13 protein-coding genes are annotated in these 16,768 nt (G+C 66.6%); 2 read left to right on the plus strand and 11 right to left on the minus strand.

Annotated features, from left to right (window positions below; all coding sequences use genetic code 11):
* Positions 1-103: 103 nt before the first annotated feature.
* The 3 genes from EBMC1_RS00535 to EBMC1_RS00545 are packed head-to-tail and all read right to left on the minus strand — an operon-like array spanning position 104 to position 2,591.
* A complete protein-coding gene (locus EBMC1_RS00535) occupies positions 104-823 on the minus strand; it encodes an anti-sigma factor family protein (RefSeq protein WP_003038880.1) in 720 nt (239 codons plus the stop codon).
* Positions 816-1,367: a sigma-70 family RNA polymerase sigma factor gene (locus EBMC1_RS00540; protein ID WP_003038883.1), complete on the minus strand. Its 552-nt coding sequence runs from the start codon at positions 1,365-1,367 to the stop codon at positions 816-818. The genes EBMC1_RS00535 and EBMC1_RS00540 overlap by 8 nt, the downstream gene beginning before the upstream one ends.
* 9 nt (positions 1,368-1,376) lie before the next feature.
* Positions 1,377-2,591 (minus strand): glycosyltransferase family 4 protein, encoded by a 1,215-nt coding sequence (locus EBMC1_RS00545; protein WP_003038885.1) that lies wholly within the window; start codon positions 2,589-2,591, stop codon positions 1,377-1,379.
* Positions 2,592-2,674: 83 nt separating this feature from the next.
* Between EBMC1_RS00545 and EBMC1_RS00550 the strand changes: the two genes are divergently transcribed.
* Positions 2,675-3,001, plus strand: coding sequence for a DUF423 domain-containing protein (locus tag EBMC1_RS00550; protein ID WP_003038888.1), 327 nt, complete (start codon positions 2,675-2,677; stop codon positions 2,999-3,001).
* Between the two features lie 90 nt (positions 3,002-3,091).
* Here the strand turns inward: EBMC1_RS00550 and EBMC1_RS00555 are convergent, their stop codons facing one another.
* On the minus strand, positions 3,092-4,696 hold the full coding sequence (locus tag EBMC1_RS00555; RefSeq protein WP_003038891.1) for a carboxylesterase/lipase family protein: 1,605 nt from the start codon (positions 4,694-4,696) through the stop codon (positions 3,092-3,094).
* A 168-nt stretch (positions 4,697-4,864) separates the two neighbouring features.
* On the opposite strand from EBMC1_RS00555, the gene EBMC1_RS00560 reads away from it, so the two are divergent.
* Positions 4,865-6,160: a hypothetical protein gene (locus tag EBMC1_RS00560; RefSeq protein ID WP_003038893.1), complete on the plus strand. Its 1,296-nt coding sequence runs from the start codon at positions 4,865-4,867 to the stop codon at positions 6,158-6,160.
* A 9-nt stretch (positions 6,161-6,169) separates the two neighbouring features.
* Here EBMC1_RS00560 and EBMC1_RS00565 read toward each other — a convergent pair whose 3' ends face one another.
* From EBMC1_RS00565 to EBMC1_RS00595, 7 genes are all read right to left on the minus strand, one after another.
* Positions 6,170-7,495 (minus strand): glycoside hydrolase family 1 protein, encoded by a 1,326-nt coding sequence (locus EBMC1_RS00565; protein ID WP_003038895.1) that lies wholly within the window; start codon positions 7,493-7,495, stop codon positions 6,170-6,172.
* Complete coding sequence (locus tag EBMC1_RS00570; protein ID WP_003038897.1) at positions 7,492-9,156, minus strand: MFS transporter; 1,665 nt, start codon at positions 9,154-9,156, stop codon at positions 7,492-7,494. The genes EBMC1_RS00565 and EBMC1_RS00570 overlap by 4 nt, the downstream gene beginning before the upstream one ends.
* Before the next feature lie 70 nt (positions 9,157-9,226).
* Positions 9,227-10,126, minus strand: a complete 900-nt coding sequence (locus EBMC1_RS00575) for an SDR family NAD(P)-dependent oxidoreductase (protein WP_040589026.1) — start codon at positions 10,124-10,126, stop codon at positions 9,227-9,229.
* Positions 10,127-10,219: 93 nt separating this feature from the next.
* A complete protein-coding gene (locus EBMC1_RS00580) occupies positions 10,220-10,912 on the minus strand; it encodes a TetR/AcrR family transcriptional regulator (RefSeq protein WP_003038903.1) in 693 nt (230 codons plus the stop codon).
* Positions 10,913-10,960: 48 nt separating this feature from the next.
* On the minus strand, positions 10,961-12,520 hold the full coding sequence (locus EBMC1_RS00585; protein WP_003038905.1) for an AMP-binding protein: 1,560 nt from the start codon (positions 12,518-12,520) through the stop codon (positions 10,961-10,963).
* On the minus strand, positions 12,517-14,157 hold the full coding sequence (locus tag EBMC1_RS00590; protein ID WP_003038908.1) for a carboxylesterase/lipase family protein: 1,641 nt from the start codon (positions 14,155-14,157) through the stop codon (positions 12,517-12,519). Before EBMC1_RS00590 ends, EBMC1_RS00585 begins: the two co-directional genes overlap by 4 nt.
* A 23-nt stretch (positions 14,158-14,180) precedes the next feature.
* Positions 14,181-16,481: a TonB-dependent receptor gene (locus EBMC1_RS00595; protein WP_003038911.1), complete on the minus strand. Its 2,301-nt coding sequence runs from the start codon at positions 16,479-16,481 to the stop codon at positions 14,181-14,183.
* Between the last annotated feature and the right edge of the window lie 287 nt (positions 16,482-16,768).

The following is a 16,768-nucleotide window of genomic DNA, read 5'->3' on the forward strand; positions in this document are numbered from 1 at the left end:
ACTGCGGAAATTGGAAATCCGCGCCGCCATGATCGATTTTATCGATCAAAAACGCCTTGAATTGTCAATCTTTCGAATACATGTCGCGCGGCTTGCATCATCGTCAGGACCAGCTGCGCGCCAGCTTCTCCGCCGTCGCGTCGATCGCGCCCGGCCCGGTGTTGCCGACCAGCGCGTAGGACATGTCGCCGCGGCGCCAATAGGCCACCGATTGCGCGCCTTCGCGCACCGCGTCGGGGCGTTCGGGCGCGCCTGAACGCTGGTGCAGCGCAAAGAGCGACAGTGGATCGCCCGCCTGGGTGCGGACAGCGACGAGCAGGGCCGGGCCGCGCTCGGTCGGGAAAAGCTGAACGTCGGTGATCTTCCAGCTCTTCGGCACGCTGGGAATCGCGATATTGGTGGTGCTCGCAATCTCGCGCGCGTCGTAATGCGTCGTTTCGGCCTGCGAATCGAGCCCGGCGCGCATCATCGCGATGCGGTGCGACGAGATGGCGTAATCGACATAGGCGGGCGGTCCCTGGGTTGCGACGAACAGCAGCGCGACCACCGCCGCGGCGACCGAGGTGCCGCCGACCGACATCCAGCGGCGCCAGCGCCGGGCCGGCTCTGCCAGATCACGGCCGAGCGCCGCGACCGCGGCGGGCATCGCGCGCTTGTCCTGCGCCAGAAGTTGCAAGGCGCTGCGTGCGCCGAGATCGCCCATCACGCGTGCGGCAAGGTCGGGGTGACGGCGCAGGTGATCTTCGACGGCGAAACGCCCTTCGACATCGAGTTGCCCGTCGACATAGGCGGCGAGTTCGCTTTCGTTCGGCCCGTCAGTCATCCTGTCCTCCAACCAGTCGCAGCGGCGCGGCGCGGCGCCGTCCGTCCGTGTCCTCGCGTCCATTTTCGAGATCGCGGAGCGCCGCGCGCGCGCGCGCAACGCGCGACATCACCGTTCCGATCGGGACGGCCAGAAGGTCGGCGCATTGCTGATAGCTGAGGCCTTCGACCGCGGTCAGGTGCAGCACCGCGCGATGATGGTCGGGAAGCGCGGCGAAACTGCGCGCGATTTCGCGCAGCCGCGCATGATGTTCCTGCGCCGCGTCGGTCTGCGTCGCGAGCGTATCGGCGAAACGATCGTTGCGCCGCGCTTCGGCCGCGCGGCGGCGGGTGCCCGATACGAAGACATTGTGGACGATCGCGAGCAGCCAGCCGCGGCGATTGCCTTCGGCCCGAAAGGTATCGCGCCGTTCGATCGCGCGCAGCAGCGCATCCTGGACTACATCGTCGGCATCCTGATCGTCGCGCGCGAGCGAGCGTGCATAGCGTCGCATCGCGGCGAGATCGCCATCGATATCGGGATCGGTGTCGCGGCCCTTGCGCATCGAAACTCCTCAGGCGACTCTCGCCAGTGCCGCGACAGTAGCGGTTCCGGCGAGCCGGCCATAGAGCGCCGCGACCCCGGCGAGAATATCGTCCCAGCAATAACGGTCCGCGGCCGCCGCAGCAGCGCGGCGCAGCACCGCGAGCTGCGCGGGTTCGTCGATAAGCCGCGCGATCGCATCGGCATAGGCCGCGGCGTCGTGCGGCGGGACCAGCAGGCCGGTGCCGCCATGCACGATCAGCGACGAGGCGCTGGGGACGTCGGCCGACACCACCCCGATCCCCGATGCCATCGCCTCCAGATTGACGTTGCCGAAAGCCTCGGTCACGCTGGGATTGACCAATATGTCGGCGCTCGCCACCGCGCAGCCAAGGTCGGCGCCGGCCAGATGGCCCAGGAAGGCGACATTGGGCAGCCGCCGCGCCAGCCAGTCGCGCGCCGGTCCTTCGCCGACGATCATCGGGCGCACATTATAGCCGCGTGCGCGGAGCGCCTCGATCGCGTCGGCAAAGACGCCGAGCCCCTTTTCGAGCACCAGCCGCCCGAAAAATAGCGGCACCACATCGCCGGGTGCATAGCCGAGCCGGGCGCGAAAGGCGTTGCTACGCAGCGCGGGATGAAAGGCGGTACGGTCGACCCCGCGCGACCAGATCGACACATTGTCGCGGCCGTAGAGCGCCGCGAATTCGTCGAGGATCGGCGGCGTCGGCAGAAGGATATGATCGGCATCGCCGTAGAAGCGCCGCAGATAGGCCTCCATCGGCCGGCGCAGAAAGCCGAGATGATAATATTCGGGGTAGGTTTCGAAGCGCGTGTGGAGGCTCGCGACCACCGGAATGCCCGCGGCCCGCGCATATTTTTGCGCCTGGCGGCCCAAGATGTCGGGCGCCGAGAGATGGACGATATCGGGGGCAAACGCCTCGAGATCGGCGCGGGCGGCGCCCGTGAAGCCAAGCGCGAGGCGATATTCGGGGCGCCCCGGGATGCTCGCCGAGCGCACCGAGACAATATCGCCGACCGATTCGAACGCCTTCGTCGGCGCGGTCGGCGAATAGATGCGGACCGCCATCCCCGCGCGATCAAGCAGATAGGCGACGAGGCGGTTGAGCGCCCGATTGGCGCCGTCGCGCACGCAGTCGTAATTGCCCGAGAAGAGCGCGATGCGCAGCGGCCGGCCGGCGGGCGAACGCCCCGCGACCCGCCCCGATTCCAGAACATGCTTCATGCCCGGTTTACGCCCCCGCGGCGCGGCTTATTCCATCGGCGCGCTCGGCGCGCTAAGATTATGGTTACAAAGGAGAGACGGAGATGATCGGACTGTTCGCGGCGATTTCGGCCGCACTGGCGGTCGCGGCGGGTGCCTTCGGGGCGCATGGCGCGGCGGGACCGCAGGAGGCCGACTGGCTGCGCACCGGCGGCCTGTATCAACTTGTCCACGCGGTTGCCGCGCTCGCGATCATGGGGACCGCACGCGGCCCGGCGATCATGCTGCTGATCGGCGGCGGACTTTTTGCCGTCACCCTCTATGCGATGGCGCTCGGCGGGCCGCGCTGGCTGGGCGCCGTCACCCCCGTCGGCGGGACCCTGCTGATCGCCGGCTGGCTGTGGGCCGCGTGGCTCTACTGGCGCGGCTGATCGTCAGGCGACAAACCAGCCCTTGACGGGCGTGCCGGTATCGGCGCGTCGATCGAGGGGCCAAGCCGCAGCGCCCCTTCGGCTATGGCGCTAGGGTATGAACCATTGCAGCCCGTCGGCACGCTGGCGCTGCATGCGGTCTTCGTGAAATTCGAAGCTGCCGGGAAAGGGATTGCGTTCGGGTAGCGGACGATCGGCGAAGCGCATGGCATATTCCTGGCCGCCGTAGGGACGCCAGCGGGCTGCCGACGGCGCGACCGGCTTTCCGGTCGCGGCAAAGCTGGTCCAGTAATCGATCATCTGCTCCGCGAGCCGCTCCTCGGCCTTCCCCTCCGCTGCCGGCCAGTTGCGGGACCCCGCGACCGGGCGCCCGGCGAGGCCGAAGACGAACGGTAGTTCGCTCGCATGAAAGGCGCAAAGATCGCGCGCGCGGGCCGCCGGGTAGCAATGATCGAAGACGTAAAGATAAGCGGGGGCTCCGGCCGCGGTCTGCGCGCGGACCAGACGTTCGGTCGCCCAGCCGTAGATGGTGTCGCGCGTCGCGGCGAGCATGCTCTCCGTCCCGCCCGACGCCGGATACAGCTTGAGATAGGCGGGGGCGAGATCGCCGTAACGCTTCGCGGCCGCCGCCGCATAGTCCGCCGGGTCGCCCGGTATTGCCGGCACGAGCCGCCGCTGCGATCGCACCTCGCCGCTGTTGAAGCCGGCGAGCAGCGGCACCTTCATCTGCGCGCCGCGGTCGAGGATGTTGACGAGCTGGTCGGGGACGACCACGCCATCGACGACCGGCTGCGCCGGGAAACGGGCGCGCACCGCCGCCGCCAGCAAAGCATCGGGATCGACGGCGCGCAGCGCGGCGATGTCGGCAGCGCCCAGCGCTTCGCCCAAAGCCTGCCCGCCCGCTTCGGCGGATGGCAGACCGAACGCCGCTTCGCGCAGGCGCGGCATCGCGCGCATATTGGTGCTCTGGACGATCGCCTTCGCGAACAGGCCGCGGGCTTTCGGGCTGGCGAGAAGATAGGAGACGCTGAGCGCCCCGGCCGATTCTCCCATCGCGGTCACATTGGCGGGATCGCCGCCGAAGGCCGCAATATTGCGCTGGACCCAGCGGAGCGCCGCCATCTGGTCGAGCAGGCCGTAGTTGCCCGACACAGCCTCGGGCGATTCGGCGCTCAGCCCCGGGTGCGCAAACCAGCCGAAGACGCCGAGGCGATAGTTGATCGACACGAAGACGATCCCGCGCCGGGCGAATTCGCGTCCATCGTACATCGGGCTCGCGCTGCCGCCGAATTGCAGCGATCCGCCGTGAATCCACACGATCACCGGCGCCTTCTTCGCCTCCGCCGGCGCCCAGATGTTGAGCGTCAGGCAATCCTCGCTCTGGGGGCGGGGCGCTTCGAAATAGACGCTGTCGGCGGGATAGGCGGGCTGGACGCAGTCGGGTCCGAACTCGGCCGCCTGTCGCAAGCCCGACGAGGATGGCGGCGCTTCGGGCGGCTGCCACCGCCGCTCGCCGACGGGCGGCGCAGCATAGGGCAAGCCGCGGAATATGCGCACATCGTCCTGCCATGTGCCAGCGACGCGTCCTTCGCCGACGGTCGCCGTCGGCGCCTCGCGGGGGGCGGGTGCGGCCCCCGACAAACCAAGGACCGCGCACAGGCCGATGACGATCTTTCCGAGCGGCGACAGGCCCATCAGCGCATTTCCTCTTCCCGGCGGCGATGCTTGCCATCGTCCGGCGAAGAACTTACGCTCACTTGTGAGTGAATATCAAGCGGCCGATCGTCATTGACGGGCGCCGGCCTCGCATCACATGGCAACGCGGCCAAGCAATGGCGGCGGAACAGCCGCAAGGGAGAGCCGATGACCGATCCGACAAGGCGCCATTTCATCGCCGCCGCAACCGCCCTTCCCGTCGCCGCCGGCGCCGCGCACGCGGCTGCGGCGACGAGCGACACGATCGCGAGCGACCTTGCCGCCTATATCGGTTTCGGCAACAAGCGCGCGGGCGGCGCCGGCGACAATGCGTGCGGCCACTGGCTCGCCGATCAGCTCGCGCGCGCCGGCTACGCGGTCGAAAAGCCCGCCATCTCTGTTCCCCATTTCGACGCCGGAGCGTGCGACATGGTCGTCGGCGACACCCGCGCCGCGCTGATGCCGCAGCCGATCGTGACACCGACCGCCATCGGGGGCGTGACGGGGCGGCTGGCGCGCGTCGATGCGCAGGGCCGCGCCGACGCGCCGTTGGCGGGCGCGATCGCGCTCGTCGACCTGCCCTATGGCCGCTGGTCGTCGGCGCTCGCCAAACCGGTCCGCGCGCCCGTCGAGACCGCCTTCGCGGCGGGCGCCAAGGCGGCGGTGATCGTCACCAACGGACCGACGGGCAAGATCATCGCGCTCAATGCCGATGGCCGCGCGCCGATGTTCGCGGGTCCGGTTGGTCTGCTCGCGCCTGCCGACGCCGCACCATTTTGGGAGGCAGCGATGCGCCATGACGCGGCGACGGTGCGCCTGACCGGCGAGGGTAGGCGGCGGAGCGCCTTCAACGTCATCGGGCGGCTCGACCGCGGCAAGGCGAAATGGGTGGTGGTATCGACTCCGCGTTCGGGCTGGACCGACTGTGCGGGCGAGCGCGGCGGCGGCATTGCCGCATGGCTGGACCTGGCCCGCGCTATCCCGGCGCTGCTCCCCGACCACAACCTGGCTTTCCTGTGCAACAGCGGCCATGAATATGAAAATCTGGGCGCCGAGGAGGCGCTGAAGGCGGTGGCCCCCAAGCCCGACGCGACGCATTTCTGGCTCCACCTTGGCGCCAACCTCGCGGCGCGTGACTGGCACGAAGGCCTGTTCCGCCTCGCCCCGCTGGCTGGCACCGATTCGCAGCGCTATCTGGTCGTCAGCCCTCCGCTGCTTGCGACGGCGCGGCGCCTGTTCGCGGGCTTTGCCGGACTTGAAAGCCCTTACCCCAGCGACAAATTGTCGGCCGGCGAACTCACCGCGATCATCGCCGCAGGCTACCCATCGGTCGCAGGCATTTTCGGCGTCCATCGTTTCCATCATGTCGAAGGCGACGATGCGCGCTGCGTCGATGCGGGCGCGGTCGCGGCGACGACCGCCGCCTTCCGGAAGCTGCTCCTTGCCGCGGCGGCACCGAGATAGTGTAGGTTTCTAGATCCAGTTCGCGCGCGCGATCGCGCCGAAGTGATGCGCGCTGGCTCGCGGGGTGCGGACGAAAATGTCGCGATCGACCGCGGCCAGCCCGAAGGGTACCGCATAGCCCGACGTCCATTCGAAATTGTCGAGCAGCGACCAGTAGATATAGCTGTGGACGGCAATGCCTTCGTCGAGACAGGCACGGACCCCGTCGAGCGCCGCGTCGATGAAGGCGATGCGGCGCGCATCGTCGGCGACGGCGACCCCGCTTTCGGTGACATAGATGGGCTTGCCGATCGTCCGGTGCGCCCAGCGGATCGTATTCGCCAAGGCCTGCGGATAAAATTCATAACCCGACAGCGTCTTTTCGGCGTCCTTCGGGGGCGGCACCATGCCCTTTTCGTCGAAGACGAGCCGCGTGTAGCATTGCACCCCGAAGAAGTCGGCGTGGTCGCGGGCGACATCGATACAGTTGCCGTAGAGCCGCCGCTCATAATCTGCGACGAGCGACGGTGCGCCGGCCGACTGGATATCCTGCGTCGTGAGCGTGATGCCGACCGGAAGTTCGGGCCGCGCCGCCTTGATCGCCGCATAGGCCTGACGATGCGCCTCCTGCATCAGCGGGGTCGTAACCGCAGGATCGGCGAAGGCGAGGCGCGAAAATTTGGGCGATCCGGTTGCGGCGACCGCGGCCGCCTGCGCCGCCCGTTGCAGCTCCGCACCGGCTTCCGACTGGGGGAACAGCGATACGAGCAAGCCGATATTGGCTTCGTTGAAGGTGGTGACGAGATGCATCAGCCCGCCGAGCCGCTCGGCGACCTTGGCGCAATAGCGCGCGAAGAGCTGCGGCGCGTCGGCGACCTCGAACCCGCCACGCTTCGCGAACCACAGCGGCACGGTGAAGTGGCTCAGCGTCACCACTGGCGCGAGCCCCCGCGCGCGGCAGGCAGTCAGCACCCGGGCATAATGGTCGAGTTCGGCGTTCGAGAGATGCCCCTCACTCGGCTCGATCCGCGCCCATTCGATGCCAAGCCGGTAGCAGTTCAACCCGAGTTGCTGCGCGAGCGCGAAATCCTGATCATAGCGGTGATAGCTGTCGCACGCGTCACCCGACCGCTCCTTGAACAGCGTCGGTTCGATATTTTCGGCAAGCCAGGCGTCGCTGTTGGTGTTATTCCCTTCGCTCTGGTGCGCCGAGATGGCCGCGCCCCACAGAAAGCCCTTCGGCGCGGGCTTGCGCCGCGCCGGCGCCGGGGCGTTGCCGAGCAGCACCGGCCCAGCGGCGGCGCCGACCGCCCCCTGGATCAGCGCGCGGCGCGCAATGGCATCGCCCCCGCTCATGCCTCGATGTCGCGCTTGTAGGTTTCGGGCAGGAACAGGATGCCGACGACCGCAGTCACCGCCGCAATGATGACCGCATACCACAGCCCCTGATAGATATTGCCCGTCGCCGCGACCATTGCGAAGCCGATCGTCGGCATGAAGCCGCCGATCCAGCCGTTGCCGATATGATAGGGCAGCGACAGCGAACTGTAACGGATGCGCGCCGGGAACAGCTCGACGAGCAGCGCGGCGAGCGGGCCATAGACCATCGTCGCGAGCAGCCCGAAGACGCAGAGGATCAGAATCACCTTGACCTTGTTCACCTGCGCCGGGTCGGCCTTGTCGGGATAGCCCGCCGCATCGAGCGCCGCTTTCGCCTCGCGCCCGAAGGCGGCGACCACCGCCGCCCGAGCATCCTTGTCGAGCCCCACCGGGTCGGCGACGGCGATCACGCGGTCGCCGACGCGCACCGACGCGGCGCTTCCCGCCGGCGCATCGCGATTGGCATAGTTGATGCCGTTCTTTGCCAGATAGGATTTGGCGATGTCGCAACTCGATTGGTCAAAGCTGTTCTTGCCGATCGGGTCGAACTGGAACGAGCATTCGCCGGCATCGGCAATGACCGTGACCGGCGCGCGTTCGACCGCCGCGGCCATCGCGGGATTCGCGGCAACGACGAGCGCCTTGTAGAGCGGGAAATAGACGAACACCGCGATCACGCAGGCGGTCATCATGATCGGTTTGCGGCCGATACGGTCGCTGAGCCAGCCGAAGAAGACGAAGCTTGGAATGATGATGAGGAGCGCCGTCGCGACCAGGAAATTGGCGGTCGCGCCGTCCACCCGCGCGATACGTTCGAGGTAGAAGAGCGGATAAAGGTGCGCGGCAAAGCCAATCACCGCCTGCCCCGCCACCGCCCCGAACAGCGCAATGAGCACGATCTTCAAATTGCGCCATTCGCCAAAGGCCTCCTTCAGCGGCGCCTTCGACGTCGCGCCGGCCGCCTTCATCCGCTGGAACACCGGGCTTTCCTCAAGCTGCAGGCGTATCCACAGCGCGACCGACAGCAGCACGATCGAAAAGATGAAGGGAAGCCGCCAGCCCCAGGCGTTGAAGGTATCGGCATCCATGAACAATCGCAGCGACACGACAAAGGTCGACGCCAGGATCAGCCCGATCATCGCCGTCGTCTGGATGAAGCTGGTGTAGAGGCCGCGTTTTCCGGGCGGGGCATGTTCGGCGATATAGACGGCGGCGCCGCCATATTCGCCGCCGATCGCCAGTCCCTGCAACAGACGCAGCAGCATCAGGATGATCGGTGCCGCTACCCCGATCGTGTCATAGCCGGGCAGAAAGCCGACCGCGAAGGTCGACAGTCCCATGATCGCCATGGTGACGAGGAAGGTATTCTTGCGGCCGACGATGTCGCCGACGCGGCCGAAGACGAGCGCGCCGAACGGCCGCACCGCAAACCCCGCGGCAAACGCCATCAGCGCAAGGATGAAGCCCGTCGTTTCGTTCACCCCCGAAAAGAAGTGATGCGAAAGCGCCGTGGCGAGCAGGCCATAGAGATAGAAGTCATACCATTCGAACACTGTCCCCAGCGACGAAGCGGCGATCACCAGCTTCTCATTCTGGCCCTTGCCCGCTTCGGGCGCGGCCTGGCTGTCGGTCGTCATATCCTTCTCCCTTCATCCCGGCAGCGACGGCGGGCTCTTGACCGGCCCGTCCGCCACGCCCCGGGGATTGTCAGCGTTGCACCGCCATCGTCGGCGCCGTGAAACCCGCATTCGCCAGTTCGCGCTCGGCCTGCGTGAAGCCATAGGCCGGCACGACCTCGCCGCGGCGATCGGTGATGCGGTCCCATTCCGAAACCACGCGCGCGGCCGCATCCTCGCCGCGGCCCACGAACAGCCCGTCGGTCAGCGTGACATGCGCGCTCGCGAAATGCCCGGCCCCCGCACAGAGGATGGCGCGCGTCGGCGCGGTATCGCCGACCAGCGCGAGCAGCCCGGGGCTCACCGCCTCGGGCGCCAGCCGCGCCAGCGCTTCGGGCGCGAGCACGCCGTCGGTCATCGCCGTCGCCGCGGTCGGCGCCAGACAATTGACCCGGATATTGTGTCGCTCGCCTTCGAGCGCGAGCGTCTGCATCAGGCCGACGAGTGCCATCTTTGCAGCGCTGTAATTGGCTTGGCCAAAATTGCCGTAGAGCCCCGACGAAGAGGTCGTCATCACGATGCGTCCGAAGCGCCGCGCGCGCATCTGGTCCCACACCGCCTTCGAACAGATGGCGGCGCCCATCAGGTGGACGTCGACGACCAGACGGAAATCATCGATGTCCATCTTCGCAAAGCTCTTGTCGCGCAGGATGCCGGCATTGTTGATCAATATGTCGATGCCGCCCCATGCGGCGGTCGCATCATCGACCATCGCCGCGACCTCAGCGGTGTCGGTGACCGAAGCGGGCGCCGCGATCGCCTGCCCGCCCGATGCGACGATCTCGGCTGTCACGGCTTCGGCGGCGGCGGCGTCGCGATCGTTGACGACGACGCGCGCGCCGTGCCGCGCCAGCATCAGCGCGTGGGCGCGGCCCAGCCCGCCGCCCGCTCCGGTCACGATCGCCACCCGGTCCTGCAAGTCCCTCTTCATCGCCGCCCTCTCGCTTTCAAATCATAACTCACTAGTGAGTGAATTTAGTTATGCGTACCGCGAATCCCCATCGAACTGCGGCGTATCGGCCTGTCAGCCCCTATCCTGCTTTCGCTGCTCGCAAATTTCGCGGAAACCTGCCGCCATGAAGCGCGCCATCCGGTGCTTTACCGCTTCATAATCGTCCGACAGGCACAGGCCGTGCGACAATTTATCGATACGCCCGGTCCGCGCGAGCGTGAGCATCAGCGCGCCGGTGACGAAGTGATAGCCCCAGAAAATATCTTCCTCGGCCGCGTCGGGCAGCGCCTTTTTCAATATGTCGATCAGCCGCAAGACCACGGGATCGAAATATTTGTCCATGAATTCGGCGCCTTCGGGGCTGTTCGACGCCTGTGCGCCAAAGGCTCCGTAATTCTTCCACCCCTCGCCGCCCTGGATATAGAGGTCGAGGTCGGTGTCGAGAAAGGCGTGCAGCGCACCCTCGACTGTCGGCTTGCCCGCGGCTGCGCGCTCATAATCGTCGAGTGCCTGCATCCGCCGGTCGATCGTAACGACGGCGCGGCGCGCGAAAACGGCATCGAACAGCGTCTGCTTGTCGTCGAAATAATAGTTCAGCAGCGTGTGGTGGACGCCGACCTGCTTTGCGACATCCTTCAGCGTGACGCCGTGAAAGCCATGCTTCGAAAACAGAAGTTCGGCGACGTCGAGAATCTGCTCCATCATTTCGGCGCGCTGCTCCGCCTTCGATGGCCGCTTTGCCGCAGTCTTTGCCTTCGACGCCAAATTCACTTCCTTCCGGGGCTTCGTTCAATCGGGTGCGACCGCGTGGGCCTACACCTGTCCATATTCCGCCCGCAATTGCATTTTGTCGATCTTGCCCGTCGGCGCGAGCGGCATCGCGGCCAGACGCACGACGGCATCGGGAACCCACCAGGATGCGACGCGGCCATCGAGCGAACCCAGAAGATCGGCGTCGCTGATCGCATCGTCGCAGGTTTCGACGAGCAGGATCGGCCGCTCGCCCCATTTCGGATCGCTGCGTCCGATCACCGCGGCGAGCGACACTTGCGGCAGCCCTGCGACGATCGCCTCGATCTCGGCGGGATTGATCCACTCGCCGCCCGATTTGATCAGATCCTTGGCGCGCCCGGTGATGGTCAGATTGCCCCCAGCGTCGATCCGCGCGAGGTCGCCGGTGTCGAACCAGCCATCGGCATCGGTCGCCGGCTCGCTCTGCCCGAAATAGCGTTCGACGACCGAACCGCCGCGCACGCGCAAATGCCCCTCGGCACCGCGCTGCTCGGCGAGCGCCCGCCCATCGCCGTCGGTCAGCAGCAGGTCGATGCCCATCGCGGGGCGCCCCGACAGATCCGGTCGCCGTGCCGGGTCGCCCGGCAGCGCCGCCGTCCCCAGCGGCGACAACTCCGTCATGCCCCAGCTCGTCTGCACCTCGACACCCAGCCGCCGTTCGATCCGGTCCATCAGCGCCGGGGGCATCGACGACCCGCCGACCAGGATACGCTCGAGCGTCGGCACCTCGCCGCCCTCGGCCTCCAGATGCTCGACCAGCCCCAGCCACACCGTCGGCACGCCGACCGCCGCGGTAACGCCTTCGGCCCGGATCAGCCGGGCAAGATGCGCGCCGTCGCTGTGCCGTCCGGGCAGCACCAGCTTGGCGCCGACAGCGGGCGCGGTGAAGGGAATTCCCCACGCATTGGCATGGAACATCGGCACGACGGGCATCACCGCATCGCGCGCGGTAATGCCGAGGACGTCGGCCTGAAGCTGGCGCATCGTGTGAAGATAGCAACCACGATGCGTATAGGTGACGCCCTTGGGCGCGCCCGTGCTGCCCGATGTAAAGCACAGCCCCGACGGGGTATTCTCGTCGAAATCGCCCCACGGCACATCGGCGGCCGCGCCGACGATATGCGGTTCGAGCGCATCCTCCCCTTGGGCTTGGTCGAGCAGCAGGATGCGCGGCGGCGCGCCGAGGCCGCGCGTCGCGTCGCGTGCCAGACCCAGAAGGTCGGCGCTCGCCAGCAGCACCGACGCTTCCGACTGGCGCAGCATCGACCCGAGCTGCGCCGGGGTCAGGCGCGGGTTGAGCGTGTGACAGATCGCGCCCATCCCCATGATGCCGTACCACGCCTCGACATGGCCCTGTGTATTCCAGGCCAGCGTCGCGACCCGCGCGCCCTTTGCGATCCCGAGCGCCGCCAGCGCCGACGAAACGCGCAGCGCCCGGTCGCGAAGCGCCGCATAGACAATGCGCCGCACGCCGCCGTCCAGTCCCGCCGACACCACTTCGGCGCCGGGATGCCATTTCGCGGCATGGGAGAGGAATTTGTCGAGCGTCAGGGCATAGGACTGCATCGAACCGTCGATCATTGGCACCCCTCGGCCTTCGGCGGCAGCGGCGGCGCGATAATGCCGACGTTCCAGTTCCACGCTATATCGCCCGCCGCGCGGCGGCGGCAGACCACCGCCTCGTGCAGCGCCGCGGTGCCGGGGAAGAGATTATGGCCAGCGCGCGGCGTGTCCGCGAAATGCAGAAAGCCGCGATCGTCGGCATAGTCGGGCCAGTCCGGCCAACCCTTGGCCTGCGGCTTGCCGGTCGCGGCGAAGCTCGCCCAATAATCGCCCATCGCTTCGCTGAGCTTGCGCTCGGCCAGCGTGTCGGGAATTTTCGGCCACAACGGCGGGGTCCGCGACGCGGTGCCGAATACATAGGGCAGTTCGGACGCGTGAAAGGCGTGGAGATTCCACTCCTGGGTCGCGGGATAGCCATGATCGAAGAGATAGAAATAGGCGCCCTTGCCCGCCGCCGCCTGGTCCGAAACCAGCCGCTCGGCGGTCCAGCCGTACATCGCATCGCGCGTCGCCGCGAGCATGCTTTCGTCGATGGTCTTGGCCGGATAGCGCGCGAGGAACATGTCGGCGAACTCGCCATAGCCAGCGCGAACCGCCGCCTCATAAGCGGCCGCATCGGCCGGCGGCTTCGGCAGGAGAAAGCGCAGCGACCGGATTTCGCCGCTGTTGAAACCCGCCAATATCGGCACCGGCGCCTGTTCGCCGCGATCGAAGCTGTCGACGAGCTGGCGCGGCACCGTCTTGCCGTCGATCGCCGGAAAGGGGAAATAGCCCGTCGTCGGCACCTTGTCGGCGATCGTCTCGGCGGGCAGCGCCCGCAGCGCCGCAAGGTCGGTCGCCCCAAGCTTGGCGGCCAGATCACTCCCCTGCTCTTCGGCCGGAACCATGCCGTTGACCCGGTCGCGCAGTGCGGGCGCCGACACCATATAGGCGCTCTGTGCCACCGCCTTGGCGAACAGGCCGCGCGCAGCGGGTGCCGTCATCAGATACATGACGCTGAGCGCACCGGCCGATTCGCCCGCGACGGTGACATTTGCCGCATTGCCCCCGAAGGCGCCGATGTTGCGCTTCACCCATTGCAGCGCGGCGATCTGGTCGAGCAGGCCGTAATTGCCCGACACATGATCGGGCGACTCGGCGCTGAGCGCCGGGTGCGCGAAATAGCCGAACATGCCGAGCCGATAGTTGATCGTCACCACGACAATCCCGCGCCGCGCCAGCGCGCTGCCGTCATAAAGCGGTTCGGCGCCCGATCCCGAAATCAGCGATCCGCCGTGTATCCACACGATCACCGGGGCATTTTTCGCATTTTCGGGCGCCCAGACGTTGAGCGACAGGCAATCCTCGCTCATCGCGGGCAAGCTTCCCGCATAGATATTCCCGGCGCGCGGCTTGGGCTGCATGCACGCGGCACCAAACTGACTCGCGTCGCGCACCCCGTCCCAGTCCGCCGCCGCCGCCGGGGGACGCCAGCGGCGCTCCCCGACGGGGGCCTGGGCATAGGGAATGCCCCGGAATATGCGGACGTCGCGTTCCGCAACGCCGCGCACGCTACCCGCGGGGGCCGCGACCACCGGATCGGCGTCCGCCGCGGCCGCGATCGGGGCCGGGAGAAGAAGCGAGAGCGCAAGCGCGCAGATCCGCAGGCTGGGCATGATGTCTCTCCTTCTCCGGCCGATCAGAAGCGATAGTCCGCGCGAACGCCGACGGTGCGCGGGCGCATCCGGGCGTAGCGACCGTCGAGGAAGGCTTCGGGATGGACGTAGGTGATCGAACTGTCGTTGAAGAGGTTTTCGACATAGGCGGTCAGCCCGAGCGCGCCGAGCTTGACCCCCGCGTAAAGGTTCACGTTGGTCCAGGCCTCGGTATAATCGAACGTCGGGCTGACCACATTGGGCTTGCCCGGCACGTTCGGGAACTGGTTGGGGAATGACCCCGCATGCGACACGTTCACCGCGCCGAAGCCGCTGTTGCTGCCGGCCATCTGGAAATCATAGCGCAGCGTTGCCGAGCCCTGGAAATGGGGCGAGGCCAGCCGGGTGCCGACTTCGGCGCCTGAAATGGCCGCCTCGACCGCCGTCAGCTTGGTCACCTTCGCCTCGTTGAACGATCCGTTGACCGCGAGGCTGAGGCCCTGGATGGGCCGCGCCATGATCTCGAACTCCAGACCATAGCTTTCGGCGCCGCCGATATTGGTCGCGAACTGGATCGAATCCGACACGCGGTTCGCCTGGACCTGGATATTCTTCCAGTCGATATAATAGGCGGCAAGATTGGCAGTCAGATCGCCGCCCAGCCACCGGCCCTTCAGCCCGGCCTCATAGTTGGTCACGCTGTCCGAACGGGCGCCGCTGGGGATGACGATATCATTGGGGTCGATCGTGCTCACCAGCCCGGCGCGCGCATTGACCACCGGGGTGCGGAAGCCGGTCGACACCGTGACATAGGTCGTCAGATCCTCGCTCGGCTTCCACGACGCGCTCGCCTTCCACGACAGGCGGTCGTCCGAAACCTTCAGCCCCTCGGCATAGGGGATCGAGGTGATCGCGAGCGGCGGCACATAAAAGCCGCACGCCGCCGGGAAGGACAGGCAATAGGCGATGGTCAGGTAATTGCTATTGTAGCCGCCGCCGCGGGTGAAGCTTTGCACCTGCGTATTGCCGTAGCGCAGCCCGCCGGTGATCCAGAATTTGTCGCTGAACTTGTAGGTCAGCTCGCCGAAGCCCGCGACCTCGCTCTGGTCGGTATAGCTGTTGAAGCGCTGATAATATTCGTCGGGCAGCCCGACGATATTCTTCGCCGCCAGATATTCGGGGCTCGACCGATAGGCGAAATCGACGCTCCGGCGCTTGTCATAATAGAAGAAGCCCGCAACCCACTGGAACGGCCCGTCGCCGCGCGAGACGAGCCGCGTTTCCTGAACGAACAGATCGTCATAGCCATAGGCGTCGAGCGCGAAGGGAAAGGCCTGCGCATAGGTGCCGGCCAGGTCGACATAGAAGGACGCATCATAGGTCGACAGCGTCGTCGAACTGATCAGCTCGGCGAAATCGAACTCGTAATTGACCGTGAGATTATAGTTGGTGAGCTTGCCCTGGAACAGGTCGGGCCGGTCCGAATTGCGCACGAACTTGCCAAGCGTCGGGTTGATCAGGCCCGAATCGGCGGGCTTGCTGTTCTCATAGGAAATGAGCAGCTTCACCTTCATCCGGTCGCTCGGTCGCATCAGCAGGATCGCCCGGCCGCCATAGGCTTCGAGGCTGTTCGAATCCTTGATCCCGGTGCCGATATTGTCGACCCAGCCGTCCTCGTTGCGATAATAGCCGGTGATGCGAAGACCCATTTCGTCCTGCATGATCGGCACGTTGACCATCGCATTATAGCGCTGGCGCAGCGAACTCGATCCAGTCAGCCCCAGATCGACGCTCGCCGATGCGGCAAACGCATTGAGGTCGGGGCTCTTGGTGATGATCCGCATCGCACCCGCCAGCGAGTTCGATCCGAACAGCGTCCCCTGCGGCCCGCGCAGAAACTCGACGCGCTCGACATCGTAGAGATTGGGATCGAGGATGGTCGAATTGCCGTTCGCCGAGATCGGCAGTTCGTCGACATAGATGGCGACCGCGCTCTGCAGCCCCGCCGAATAGCCGTTGGTGTTGATGCCGCGAGCAGTGAAATTGTTGAAATTCTGCGTCGGCCGGTTGACGACGATGCCGGGCGTATTCTGCGCGATACCTTCATAACCGACGATGCCCAGATCATCGAGCTCGCGCTGGCCGAACGCCGTGACGCTGAGCGGCACGTCTTGCAGCCGCTCGCTACGGCGCGTCGCGGTGACGATGATATCTTCGCTGGGCCGCGCGCCGTCCCGTGCCGCCTCGTCGGCGGGCGGCGGCGCGTCGGACGACTGGGCCTGGGCAGCAACGGGTAGCGCGAACAGGGCGACCGCCGAAGCGGACACGAGCAACGGTGCCTTCATGAAACCTCTCCCTCCTGGACGGCCTTATCGAAGCCGTCTCTGCCGCGGATTTATGACCGCCGCCCGCTGCGATGTCAACACTCACTCACATGTGCGTGAATAAATGAAATGCGGCACGGTGAGGCGGGCGAGCGCCGTTGCGATACCTGAATATGGGAAGGGATTGGCGCGCCCGGCGTAGCGAGGATGATCAATGCCGCGTCGGCTAATGCCCGCCAGGCGGGGGGGACCCCCTACTGGCGGCGGCGCCTGAATGTCTCGAACGGGGTGTATTCTGTTGAAGAAGT

The sequence above is a fragment of the Sphingopyxis sp. MC1 genome (assembly GCF_000371385.1).
Lineage (GTDB): Bacteria > Pseudomonadota > Alphaproteobacteria > Sphingomonadales > Sphingomonadaceae > Sphingopyxis > Sphingopyxis terrae.

What these genes read in the sequence shown, in the direction of transcription:
- EBMC1_RS00555 (WP_003038891.1), bottom strand. Translation starts at nt 4,696, where the DNA reads ATGGGCCTGTCGCCGCTCGGAAAGATCGTCATCGGCCTGTGCGCGGTC.
- EBMC1_RS00595 (WP_003038911.1), bottom strand. Translation starts at nt 16,481, where the DNA reads ATGAAGGCACCGTTGCTCGTGTCCGCTTCGGCGGTCGCCCTGTTCGCG.
- EBMC1_RS00570 (WP_003038897.1), bottom strand. Translation starts at nt 9,156, where the DNA reads ATGACGACCGACAGCCAGGCCGCGCCCGAAGCGGGCAAGGGCCAGAAT.
- EBMC1_RS00590 (WP_003038908.1), bottom strand. Translation starts at nt 14,157, where the DNA reads ATGCCCAGCCTGCGGATCTGCGCGCTTGCGCTCTCGCTTCTTCTCCCG.
- EBMC1_RS00575 (WP_040589026.1), bottom strand. Translation starts at nt 10,126, where the DNA reads ATGAAGAGGGACTTGCAGGACCGGGTGGCGATCGTGACCGGAGCGGGC.
- EBMC1_RS00540 (WP_003038883.1), bottom strand. Translation starts at nt 1,367, where the DNA reads ATGCGCAAGGGCCGCGACACCGATCCCGATATCGATGGCGATCTCGCC.
- EBMC1_RS00545 (WP_003038885.1), bottom strand. Translation starts at nt 2,591, where the DNA reads ATGAAGCATGTTCTGGAATCGGGGCGGGTCGCGGGGCGTTCGCCCGCC.
- EBMC1_RS00550 (WP_003038888.1), top strand. Translation starts at nt 2,675, where the DNA reads ATGATCGGACTGTTCGCGGCGATTTCGGCCGCACTGGCGGTCGCGGCG.
- EBMC1_RS00585 (WP_003038905.1), bottom strand. Translation starts at nt 12,520, where the DNA reads ATGATCGACGGTTCGATGCAGTCCTATGCCCTGACGCTCGACAAATTC.
- EBMC1_RS00565 (WP_003038895.1), bottom strand. Translation starts at nt 7,495, where the DNA reads ATGAGCGGGGGCGATGCCATTGCGCGCCGCGCGCTGATCCAGGGGGCG.
- EBMC1_RS00535 (WP_003038880.1), bottom strand. Translation starts at nt 823, where the DNA reads ATGACTGACGGGCCGAACGAAAGCGAACTCGCCGCCTATGTCGACGGG.
- EBMC1_RS00560 (WP_003038893.1), top strand. Translation starts at nt 4,865, where the DNA reads ATGACCGATCCGACAAGGCGCCATTTCATCGCCGCCGCAACCGCCCTT.